Annotated in this window: 10 protein-coding genes; 8 read left to right on the forward strand and 2 right to left on the reverse strand. The window is 50.4% G+C overall.

The features are described 5' to 3' along the window. Window positions 1-160 precede the first annotated feature (160 nt). Window positions 161-1,678 (forward strand): zinc ribbon domain-containing protein, encoded by a 1,518-nt coding sequence (locus EL628_RS10650; RefSeq protein WP_126579929.1) that lies wholly within the window; start codon window positions 161-163, stop codon window positions 1,676-1,678. Window positions 1,679-1,867: 189 nt separating this feature from the next. Beyond that, the gene (locus EL628_RS10655) at window positions 1,868-2,266 is read left to right on the forward strand and encodes a hypothetical protein (protein ID WP_126579930.1); all 399 of its coding nucleotides are present in this window, start codon (window positions 1,868-1,870) and stop codon (window positions 2,264-2,266) included. A 33-nt stretch (window positions 2,267-2,299) separates the two neighbouring features. Here the strand turns inward: EL628_RS10655 and EL628_RS10660 are convergent, their stop codons facing one another. After that, on the reverse strand, window positions 2,300-2,950 hold the full coding sequence (locus tag EL628_RS10660) for a response regulator (RefSeq protein ID WP_126579931.1): 651 nt from the start codon (window positions 2,948-2,950) through the stop codon (window positions 2,300-2,302). Window positions 2,951-2,997: 47 nt separating this feature from the next. After that, window positions 2,998-4,101: a HAMP domain-containing sensor histidine kinase gene (locus EL628_RS10665; protein ID WP_126579932.1), complete on the reverse strand. Its 1,104-nt coding sequence runs from the start codon at window positions 4,099-4,101 to the stop codon at window positions 2,998-3,000. A gap of 441 nt (window positions 4,102-4,542) precedes the next feature. Between EL628_RS10665 and extP the strand changes: the two genes are divergently transcribed. The 6 genes from extP (at window position 4,543) to EL628_RS10695 (ending at window position 11,678) form a co-directional block, all read left to right on the forward strand. Further along, window positions 4,543-5,343 (forward strand): selenite/tellurite reduction operon b-type cytochrome ExtP, encoded by an 801-nt coding sequence (gene extP, locus EL628_RS10670; RefSeq protein WP_126579933.1) that lies wholly within the window; start codon window positions 4,543-4,545, stop codon window positions 5,341-5,343. Window positions 5,344-5,381: 38 nt separating this feature from the next. Beyond that, window positions 5,382-5,924, forward strand: coding sequence for a cytochrome b family protein (locus EL628_RS10675; protein ID WP_126579934.1), 543 nt, complete (start codon window positions 5,382-5,384; stop codon window positions 5,922-5,924). Window positions 5,925-5,944: 20 nt separating this feature from the next. Then, a complete protein-coding gene (locus EL628_RS10680; protein WP_126579935.1) occupies window positions 5,945-6,631 on the forward strand; it encodes a QcrA and Rieske domain-containing protein in 687 nt (228 codons plus the stop codon). A gap of 193 nt (window positions 6,632-6,824) precedes the next feature. Continuing rightward, the gene (locus EL628_RS10685) at window positions 6,825-7,835 is read left to right on the forward strand and encodes a cupredoxin domain-containing protein (RefSeq protein ID WP_126579936.1); all 1,011 of its coding nucleotides are present in this window, start codon (window positions 6,825-6,827) and stop codon (window positions 7,833-7,835) included. 91 nt (window positions 7,836-7,926) lie between these two features. Then, window positions 7,927-9,384: a hypothetical protein gene (locus EL628_RS10690; protein ID WP_126579937.1), complete on the forward strand. Its 1,458-nt coding sequence runs from the start codon at window positions 7,927-7,929 to the stop codon at window positions 9,382-9,384. Between the two features lie 191 nt (window positions 9,385-9,575). Beyond that, complete coding sequence (locus tag EL628_RS10695; RefSeq protein ID WP_126579938.1) at window positions 9,576-11,678, forward strand: glycoside hydrolase family 52 protein; 2,103 nt, start codon at window positions 9,576-9,578, stop codon at window positions 11,676-11,678.

Here is an 11,678-nt window from a genome sequence, read left to right on the forward strand (position 1 = left end):
CAAAAGAGGGGAATGAACCTGTGAAGAAATACGCATTTTTGTCGTATGTGAAAATATATATGTCCTATTTTAGAGGTGTTTACTTGACTGAAAGTAGCTTTTCCTATACCGTTAGAGGACACTATAGCTCAGTAGAGAGCTAGATGTTAGGAGATGCCCCGTGGCGATACTTTGTTCTCATTGTGGTAATCCACTGCCGCGAGATGACGCGCGTTTTTGTGCTCACTGTGGTGGGCAATTGCCCGATCCGCCCCCAATACAAGGCGACCAGCAATCGGCAAGTTCTCCTGTGTCTGAAGCACAGCGGTCATCTGCACGTGCCAGTCAAGATGAACCTCCCGCCTGGATGAGCCAATTAGCAGGTAGAAATGAACGGCTCGCCCAAAAAATGAGTGGTTCTTCGCAGCCTGTAGATAACAAAAAACAGCAGAGCGAGGCAGGAGATGGTGCTCAGAAGCAGCAAGGCGTTGAAGATCTGCCGACTACGGTCTTTCAGCCAGCGAAGCCACCTGTGCGAGAATTGCGTGTGAAGGTCTGGGATGAAGAGGAGAGCTCAGAATCTGCTCCAGCCCGGAGCGCTGCATCGTCCCTTCAAGACCCCCTACCAGATGAAGGGCAGGTAGAAGATCTCCCAACGCGACTATTGGAGTCTTACCCACCTGTGCCAGCCATTCCCAACGAATTGGATGTAGATGCACAACCAACGCGCCCTTTGCTTGCCGAAAGCCCCGCCAGACCTCTATCTATGAAGCAAGGGAACATAAAGCAGAATGAGAGTATTTCTCAGTTAAATACCGTTCAGATGCCTGCTGCAGAGAAGATAGCTCCACGGTTTGAGCCAAAGCTTGCTGATAAAGCGGCTTTTACGGTCGTGCGCGATAACACCCCTGCACCCTCTCAATCGCCTGAAAGGCGTAGTGGCTCTGAGTCTACGCAGCAAGTGACGCCATTGCCGCCAGTGGCTCAAACATTTCGGCCAGCCGCCCCATTGCCACCAGTCCCTGAAACTCCCAGACCAGTCAATCCATTGCCATTGGTGCCAGTGACTCCACCAGTGCAACTGAGATCGGGTCACCAATACGGTCAGCAACCTGCTGGTGGGGCAGTCGCTCCATCGAGCCATGTCCCCACGCAGAAAAAACGCAAGAGCCGTGTACCACTGGTCGTTGCGATAGTCCTCATTGTGTTATTGATTGCTGCGGGTATTGGGAGCTGGGTAGTGGTAGCCAGACCTTTTGCCGTGAATCCTACGACTGATCCGGTCCAGCAATTTCAGGATGCTTCTCTTCACGTCTCGCTCCTCTATCCAAAAGATTGGTCTGCTCAGGTTCACCATGACAAAGGGACAGTTCTGCTTGCGGATAGTGACACCATTGATCAGTTTACCATCAGCGTTGATGCTACTGCCAGCGATCCAGCGCAATATTTGCAGAGTCAGGCCAAATTATTGACAATTACCGATGCGAAGGCTGATGCCCCAGTTTCGTTTGGTGGAAGTACCTGGCAGCAGATCCACGGCACATTGCAGTTAAATGGGGTCAAGTACCAGGCTCTGATGCTGGCAACGGTGTATAATAGCCGTCTGTATATGATTACGCAGCTTGCTCCAGGTGATTCCTTTGATGATGAAGTAAAGTTTGTCTTTACGCCCATGCATTCGTCCTGGCAATTTATCTAAGCGGGCCCTTTTGTACAAAAGACACAACAGAGGGAAGCGGCGTGAGATCTCTACTGGCTCTATTCTACAAGAGCTTTCAGTGTAAATATGGTATAATAAGGTGCGGTCGCTTTGCTAAAGAGATGAGAGCTTTATGACAGATGTGTGGCCTTGATTCGAGAACATCTGTCTGGCATAGAAGAGAGCACATTGGAGAAAGGAGCGCGTCGCCCTCTGTTGCGACGCAAAATGGACTACAAGATGGACGATATTCATTTCGAGCGCCATTTCCGAACCCCTTATTCAGAGGGATATTACATTATGCAGGGGAGTAACTTGCAGAGTAATAATCGTTTAGGCACAGTAGACATTCATTTTACCACCACAGCTGTGCATGGCACCCTTATTCTCGAGAGAGAGCTAGAGGAATCCGATCTGACGAAGCTGATTGAGCAGATCGATGAGGATCTTGTCCTCTCAGCGGATATGCCTCGCGACGATTTTCTGGTAAGCGTCTACGTTGGTAAGGACGTCGGCTTCTATAGCGACGAATATTTTGCAGAAGAAAACAACGATGGCCTCGATCTGGATGAGGATGACGATCAATAAGATCGCCCCCCTTCATCTGCTTGACTCGACCTATTAATCTTCTAGCAGGCCGCGTCGCATCGCGTATTTAACCAGTTCGGCGCGGCTATGCAGATTGAGCTTATCCATAATATGCGTTCTATGGGTGTCAACCGTCTTTGGACTAATAATCAAGCGTTCAGCGATCTGATTATTAGTATGTCCCTCAGCGACAAGCTTCAGAATCTCTCGTTCCCGTTCTGTGAGCGTACTGTAACTATCGCGCTCCTCACCAGTGCGCACACGTTGGAGGTAATCTCCGACCACAACCGACTGAGCAGTTGGTGAAAGATAGAACTGACCGCTTTTAATCACATGAAGCGCCGTAATCAGCTCGGTATCGGCAGCTTCCTTCAGCATATAGCCAGATGCCCCGGCCCGTAGCGCCTGAAAGACATACTCGTCATGTTCATGCATTGTGAGCATAAGTATTTTGACATCGGTTTGTTGGCGTTTAATCTGACGTGTGGCCTCAATCCCATTGAGATCGGGCATCGTGATATCCATTAAAATAACATCGGGCTGGAGCCGTTGTGCCTCTTGAATAGCCTGTCGGCCATCCTGAGCCTCGCCAACCACCTCCATATCGGGTTGAGCATTGAGCATCATTTTGAGCCCTGCTCGTAAAATGGTGTGATCGTCAGCCAGTAAGATCCGTATCTTCATGAATTTGTCCGGTCCTCTAATAAGGGAGAATGAGTCACTGAATTGACTCAAAGCGTACTTGAGACGTGCTGGTTTTGATGCTGAGACGCTATCTGCTGTTGCGTGAGTGGAATCCGCACTTCAATGACAGTGCCTTTGCCCAGTCGAGAGTCGATATCGAGCGTGCCATCTAACAGGCTGGCGCGTTCACGCATTCCTACAAGCCCCCATCCGCGCTCCTGTCCTGTTGAAGGCATCTTCCGTAACTGCTCGGCATCAAAGCCCCGTCCGTCGTCTGCTATGCGTACATAGATAGCATCGAGATCCTCTCGCATGGTAATCGAGACCTTGTGGGCCTGCCCATGTCGGGCAACATTGGTTAAGGCTTCCTGAATGATACGATAGAGAGCGGTCTCCATCTCGGCGGGTAAGCGGCCTTTGAATCCGCTCGTTTGAAAATCCGCCTCAATCGAGAATTTTTGTTGATATTCCTTTATATACCAGCGCAACGCTGGCAATAGTCCAAGATCATCTAATGCACTGGGTCGTAGATCGATACTGAGATTGCGGATGGCTCGTAATGTCTGATGAGCCAGCCTGCGTGTCTCAGCAATACGCTCGCGAGCTTCGGGTGAAGGAATAGATTCCTCAAGGACAGCCAGACTAATAAGCAACGAAGTAAGTACTTGAGAGGTCTCATCATGAAGTTCACGGGCAACACGGATGCGTTCCTGTTCCTGAGCATTAAAAATCTGAGTGGCGCGCTGGCGGTTTGCCTCATCGATGCCTTCAAGCATCGTATTAAACGTGCGTGCCAGCTGGTCAGCTTGCGGGTCTATGCCGGTCAAGGGTGCGCGGAGAGAGCGCTCCCCGGCCTGAACGCGGCTCATCACCTTGCCGAGATCCATCAGGGGTCGAAAGGCAAATTGGAGGAGCACAAAATTCAGAGCCACACTCATCAGCCAGCCAACGGTTACAAAGATCACCAGAAAGGTCGGAGCATAGGTATTGGTGCTGAGCTGTGTTGCGAGCCAGGTTCCGACAGTTGCCCCCACAAAAATGATACCGCTATTTGCAATCAGAACGCGATAGAACAGCGGAATCTTCAACAAGCGCTGCACAAATGTGGTGCTTTGTTCGCTTTCTGTAAAAGGTGTGCCAATATTCGTCATCAAAAACTTCTCTCTATCGCAATGTCTTCTATTATGATGCTCTTAATAATTGTATCGGTTATTCTCCAGAACGTCAAACGGACAGAGAGAGAGAGGGTTTGATCATAAAATAGGGTTCATTCCTCAAAAAAATCAGGTGTGTACCTGATGTTTCAGAGGAGGTGTCAGAGTATCTTTGGTTTAACCGTCCAATGGAGGCCGAAGTCGTTTGGGTAAAAACTCTGTTACTCTTCCACCTGGGCGCTCCAATCCATTATAATCTGTCGTAAAGACTGCAAGAGTTCGGCACCTCTGTCTTGGCACAAAGAATTGTCGTATGGGCTAGCCCTTTTTAGACAGTCAAGGCATCTGTATGTTATAATCTGCCACACATTAATAAGAACTTTTGCGATATATCTTTCCAAGAGGGTCAAAAGTCTTAATCCTTTTTGAGGAGGCACAGTGAGCTCAACGAATAAAAGCTTACTCGACGTAGCAACGCAGAAGATCGTCGAGAGCCAGGTCTGGCGTTCAATTTTCCGTCATGGCTATCCTGATACGCCATTGAATCAGTCGTTAGTGATGATGGGGAATGTATTTCTGCACCTTCACCCGGTGAAGGTGAGCCGCCAAGCAATGAAAATCACGTACACCTGGTGTATGGGCGGTATCTCTTTTTTCCTGTTTTTACTTTTAACCATTACCGGTGTGTTCCTGATGTTCTACTATGTGCCCGATACCAACGTGGCCTATCAGAACATCAACCAGCTCAGTAGCGCGGTCTCATTTGGTCACCTGGTGCGTAATATGCATCGCTGGTCGGCCCACTTAATGGTGGTCTCGGTGACGCTCCATATGATCCGTGTCTTCTATCATGGAGCCTATAAGCCACCTCGAGAGTTCAACTGGGTGGTTGGGGTCCTGCTTTTCTTTGTCACCTTATTCTTAAGCTTTACTGGCTACCTGCTTCCTTGGGACCAGATCGCCATCTGGGCTATCACAGTAGGAACCAACCTGGCCCCCTACACCCCATTGCTGGGCAATCCGGTGTACAAAGTGCTGGTTGGTGGTGGGGCCGTAGCGCAGGCAACGCTGATCCGTTTCTACGTTGGTCACGTTATTCTGCTCCCTCTGGCTGGTGCGATCTTGATGGCCGTCCACTTCTGGCGCATTCGTAAGGATGGCGGTGAGGCTGGTCCTCCTCCACCTTCTCGCCGTGAGTTGGAAGCCCGCGAGCGAGCGTTGTCTACCGCTACCCGTTAGTGGAGAGTTAGCTACGGTGCTATTGAGAGGATACCTCTATGTCAATTGAACAGAAAGACCCAAAGGTACTAACGCAGGCGGCGGCGACGCAGCGGCGTTATCGTACACTGGCTGTGGTAAAGCAGGAAGCGATTACCCGTGTGGAGAAGCCGCTCGAAGACTCCGTCTTCGTCTGGCCCCACTTGCTGGTAAGGGAGTTTTTTGCGGCGACGGCAGTAACCGTGATGGTTACTCTGCTTTCGCTGGTAATTGATGCCCCTTTGCAGGCTCCAGCTACCCCAAGTACCACGCCCAATCCTGCCAAAGCGCCCTGGTACTTCTTAGGCTTGCAGGAGTTATTGCACTACTTTAAGCCAACCACCGCTGGTGTGTTGGTGCCAGGTCTGACCCTGGCGGCTCTGGCAGTTCTGCCATATGTGGACCGCAATCCAAGCCGTGCTTATGCCGATCGTAAGGTGGCAATCGTTACGTTTACGATGTTTCTGGTCTTCTGGGCGGTGATTACGCTGGCTGGTAGCTTTTTCCGTGGTCCTGGTTGGGTCTGGATCTGGCCCTGGCAGCATGTTTACTTTGATCTCTAGGTGATGGAGAGAGGATAACTATGAGTATCGATACACCACCCATTACTCCGCAACAATATGAAGTGCTGCATGGTGGTGGAGCAGAAGCGGCGGAGATCGCATCGCAGCGGCTCTCACGACGACGCTTCCTTCGCAGGTCGATGTTGGCGGTCTGGGGGGTCTCGACGGCGGCGGCGGTAGCTGGCGCCCTCGATATGCTCTACCCAAGTCTGGGAGGCGACTTTGGTTCGGCTCAGACGGTAGGCAAGAAAAGCGAATTTGTCGCGGCTCTGCCAGAAAAATTTCAGGCTGAATTGGCGGGCGTGTACCATCGCCCCATTGCTCGTGCCTATGTCATTCATATGGCTGCTGAGACAAAGTTTAATCTCGAAGGAAATAATCTCGAGAGCCAGTTTGCATCTGAGAATGTGGTCAAGGATAAAGATGGTTCCTATTGGATCGCGCTCTATCAAAAATGTGTCCATCTGGGCTGTACTGTTCCCTTTAAGGATAGTTGCGTGAGCTTTAAATGTCCCTGTCACGGTTCTCATTACAATGTGACGGGTGAGTTTATTGATGGACCAGCCCCCAGAAGCCTGGATCGCTTCCAGATCAGCTTCTCGGGCGATGATGTGATCATTAATACGGGTTTTCTTAATCAGACGGTTCCACGCCCTGATAATACGACGCTCTTAATTCCTGTTCCAAGCGTGGTCTGTTCTGGCTAAGCGGCTTCTGTCAGAGAGGGAAGGAAACAGGCCTTTTGTGCGTGTCTGCTCTGACTGAGATGCACGAGAAATACCAACTGTCTCTTGAGCTTTATGGCTTGGGAGGCAGTCTGCACCTTCAAACAAAAACAGTGGTGAGACGGCCTGCTCCTGACGCTGGGAGCTCAAGGCATCAATCAGAAGGTTGTGTGTTATGGCAAATCTAGGTCAAGCGGTTGTGGGTATCATCGTTTTGTTGGTAGTCATTGCTGGCTTGCTGTATGTATTCTATTCGCGCACAAATGCGGTAGAGAAGACGGGGTATGGCGCTCTGGCGATGCTGGCTCTTGTCTCTCTGATGATTCCAGTCTTCTGGATTGTCGAGGGAAACAACCACGCAGAGGCTCAGACCAGGCTGTTTTCAACGGCTGTCGAGCGTGGTCAGGCACTCTACGCCCAGTACTGCACTGATAAATGTTATGGGATTAAGGACGATAAGGTCATCAATCCCAAATACAATGGCTATACTATTGAAGAAATTAATAAGCTGAGCGATGATGATATCACGCGTATTATCAGTGCAGGCGTCTATAATCCCAATGCACCGGCTCCTGTGAGCCTGAGCGCTATCCCGAAGAGTGATCTGTATGGTGGTGCGCTCTTAAGCAATGATATTGATTATCTGCGCTCTTTCATCCGTTCAGCCGATCCAGGCTACTTGAAGCTGCATGGCTATGCTGGTCAGGCGAATGGTTTTACGACCTTGCCTGCTTATCTCCAGGCGAATGCGTCTTCACAGTACAATGCTGCTGTCTCCTATGGGGCAACAGGCCAGTTCGGTGAGGCGAAGGATCTGACGTCTCAGAAGACGGTTTCATTGGATATGGTCAATCCCGGTGATAAAGGTGTGACGTGTGATAGCAAGACATCGTGTTTCACACCCATCAATATCAAGGTCAAAGTGGGCACGGTTATTACGTGGACGAACCACTCGAGCCAGCCCCATACGGTAACCGCGATCGTTGGTCAGGATACCGCGACGCATAAAGATGCTCCCCAGATCTTCGATTCCTCAAAAGGGGATAGCAGCAATCTGGTGAAGACCAATGACACCTTTACCTATACGGTGACTCAGGAGGCGTATACGTTCAATCCTGATCACACGGTTATCTATTATTGCCGCATTCATCCAGATATGTTGGCGCAATTAACTATCGTTCCCTAATCTTTGTGAAACGCGCTCCTTCGGGGGCGCGGTTCTCTGCTGATCACCGATCATGTCGATCTGTTCGACATGTTGAAAGGGATTGCAATTCATGCAACAAGTGCAACAACGTGAATTGCCTGAAAGAATCTCGTGGGCGCGTGCAATCATTTTTGCCGTGGGGTTTTTCTTTATCGCCGCGATTCTTATTGGGCAGCTCCCTTCATACATTTACATTCAGTTGACCGCCTCGAGCCTACAGGGCTTTGAGATTGGGACACTGGGCCTGGGCGTGGTCTGTCTGGCGGGCTTTGCTGTGATTGAAGTCATTGTCCTGCTGTTCGATCCAAAGCCTGTGCTGCCTCCGATTCTCTTTACGGGCGCCGGGGCTGTCCTGGCTGTTCTGGGTCTGATCCTTTCCATTGTGGTCACGACGACTGGTTGTACGCCAGCGAACCACGATTGTAATCAATATTTCCCAACGGCTTCGACCGATCTGTGGTCGGTCTGGGGTGGAAAGTTCCTCTGGTTTCAGCCAAAGGCTCTGGATCTGCTGACCATTGGTCTGGCTCTCCTGGGCGTAGGTGTGGCGACGATCTTCTATAGCATTCTGGCTCGCCGCGAGCAGCATGATTCTGATCGCCGCGATCTGGGCTTTACTCCTGGTGCTCGTTGGATGATGATTGGCTCAATCCTGCTGCTCATTGTGTTCCTGGTTGCTTATACGATGAACAATGAGGCTGGCTGGGGGGCGAAGTTGCTGCCAGGACATCCATTTGCTGGCTTGAAACTGGCGACCTTGCTGATTAGCATTGTGCTGGGCTCTGCTATCTTCCTGGCGTTTGGGGCGTTTGCTCTTCGTTTGCATTATCTGATGCGTCCGATCCGTAAAAAGACGATGCCTGCTCTGTATATGATTGGCGCTCTCGGACTGGCTCAACTGGGCGCAATCCTGCTGCTGGCCTGGTTCTTTGTCTATCCTTTGATTGCCTGGGTCCATGGCTGGACCTTTATTGGTCTGGGGTCATTTTTGACTCTGTGTTCCAAGGCTGATCAGATTCCAGCGAGCTGTTCGTTCTCTGCGGATGCCGGGTATCTGGCCGATGCCATTGTGACGATGAACTTCTTCATCTTGTTCATGGCTGGGATCTGGGGATGGAAGTCCCATCGCAATATCGTTGTGATCACTGGTGTTGTGCTGACGGCTGTGCTGGCTTTTACGGCTCTGTTGATGCACACAGCTCCAGATCAACTGGTTCAGGCGATGATGCTGTGTGTGGCGATCCTCGTTCTGGCGACGATCTGGGCCGTGATTGCTCGTAACGAGTTTGCGGTCATTGGTGAGAATAATCTGGGCTGTCTGGGAATGTGGTTGGTCGTGGGGACCTGCCTCTTTATCTATATTGGGGCCTTTGGTTTCTTCTCCATCCCATCGTTCGCCGACGAGATCGAGCCAAATATTACGTTCGCTCCTGGTGCCAGCATTGATGCGTTTGTGGTTCTGATTATCACAGGCATCCTTGCAGCCGTCCATTTCTACTTCTTGACGCGGAATCGCTACAAAGTCTGATCTGTTCTTTCGCTGCATGATAAAGAAGAAGAGGGAAGTGCTCGCTGCACTTCCCTCTTCTTCTTTACGACCTTGTTCTCTGCAGCAGGTAAGGAATATACTGTACAGGGTAAAACAGAGTTGATACTACAACGATGAATCTTATAGTCATCGTATGGTGACATATATCTTTGTAGATCCGAGGAACAGTGATGTCAAATATCTTTTTTAACGCGCAGCACGCTCCTATTGGAGCTTTCGCCTCTTTTACGTTGGGCTATCCAGGTGCCAGTGGCGGATTAGGTCTGGAATTAGGAAAGCCAGCGGACCAGAGTGTCTTTATTGGTCTTGAAGCGTTGGATGGAAAATCATTTGAGTCCTTCCCTTTTTTTGCAGATGCGACGAATGAGCGGAAGCGCTACGATGTTGAGGGAAGCGAAGATGATGGATCGCTCCTGGTTCCCTTTGCCTTAGATCAGATCCAACGAGATTTTCAGGTTGCGACCGATACCTGGTCGACGAAAGAGCTCACCTTTCGCATTCTTTCTCCTGTTCGGACAGTACCAGATCCAGAGCACGCGAGCGATGAAGAGCTCAAACGCGTTCTCCTGCCCGCTATTTTTGCTGAGTTAACGATCGACAATACGCAGTGTTCCCATGCCAGACGAGCCTTCTTTGGATATCGAGGAAATGATCCTTATTCGTCGATGCGGCGTCTGGATGACACGACCGAAGGCAGATTAAAGGGGATTGGCCAGGGAAGGCAGACAGCGATTGTCACGCGAGATGAGTCTGTACAATCAGCCCTTGGATTTAGCCTGGATGCGATTTTAACTGCCAGGCACCAGGAGCAATGGACATTTGGACTGGGCTCGACGGGAGCCCTGGTGATTGATGTACCAGCTGGAGTCAAACAGACCTTTCACTTTGCCATCTGTTTCTATCGTGATGGACGCGTTACAGCCGGGCTGGATACTACGTACTACTACACCCACCTTTTTCCCTCAATCGAGGCCGTCGCTGAGTATGCCCTGGAGCATTATAGTGAGCTTGCAGCAGCCTGTGAGCAGGACAATACGCTAGTAAGCGCATCGACGCTCAGTTCCGAGCAGAAATTTCAACTTGCTCATGCCATCCATAGTTATTATGGCAGTACGCAACTGCTTGCCTCCGAGGGACGTCCACTCTGGATTGTCAATGAGGGCGAGTATCGGATGATGAATACATTTGATCTCACGGTTGATCAACTTTTCTATGAGATGGAGATGCATCCCTGGACTGTGCGCAACGAGCTTGACCTGTTCGTTGAGCGTTATGCCTACGAGGATCGTGTGCATTTTCCCGGTGATGAAATGTCCTATCCTGGCGGCATCAGCTTTCCTCATGATATGGGCGTTGCCAATACGTTTTCCCGTCCGCACTATTCAGCCTACGAAACACCGGGTATTGATGGATGTTTCTCGTACATGACCTATGAACAGCTAGTAAACTGGATCTGTTGCGCCTCTGTCTATCTTGCGCAGACGGACGATAGAGCATGGGGCCAGCAGCGGCTAGCTATTTTTGAGGCCTGTTTCCAGAGTCTGCTTAACAGAGATCATCCTGATCCAGCATTGCGCAATGGATTAATGGGACTGGACACAACCCGTGCAGCTGGTTGTAGTGAGATTACAACGTATGATAGCCTGGATACTTCTCTGGGTCAGGCGCGCAACAACATTTACCTGGGAAGTAAAGCCTGGTCGGCCTATCTCGCCCTGGAAACCATTTTTAACCAGTTTGGGCTGGCAGAACTGTCTCATGAGGCAGGACAGCAGGCCGAGCGATGTGCCCGGACCTTAACAGCCGCTCTTACGCCTGATGGGTACATTCCGGCTGTATTGGAAGGTGGCAATACGTCACGAATTATTCCAGCTATTGAAGGATTAGTCTTTCCGCTCTTTACTAATAATCGTGCAGCAGTAGATCCTGATGGGCGCTTTAGCACCTATCTACAGGCATTGAAGATCCATTTGCAGACGATATTAGTGCCTGGAATCTGTCTGTTTGAAGATGGAGGGTGGAAGCTTTCTTCTACGAGTAATAACTCCTGGTTGAGCAAGATCTATCTCTGCCAGTTTGTGGCGCGAGAGATTTTGCATCTTCCCTGGGACGAACGAGGGCAAGCAGCGGATGCCGCCCATGTGAACTGGCTTACAGCGCCAGAGAACGGCTATTGGGCCTGGAGTGATCAGATCGTTGCCGGGCTGGCAAAAGGGAGTCGTTATTATCCACGAGGGGTAACCAGTATCTTATGGAGAGCTGAGCGTCAGTAA

Origin of the sequence: Tengunoibacter tsumagoiensis, from assembly GCF_003967535.1 — a bacterium.
In the GTDB taxonomy this organism is placed as follows: domain Bacteria; phylum Chloroflexota; class Ktedonobacteria; order Ktedonobacterales; family Ktedonobacteraceae; genus Tengunoibacter; species Tengunoibacter tsumagoiensis.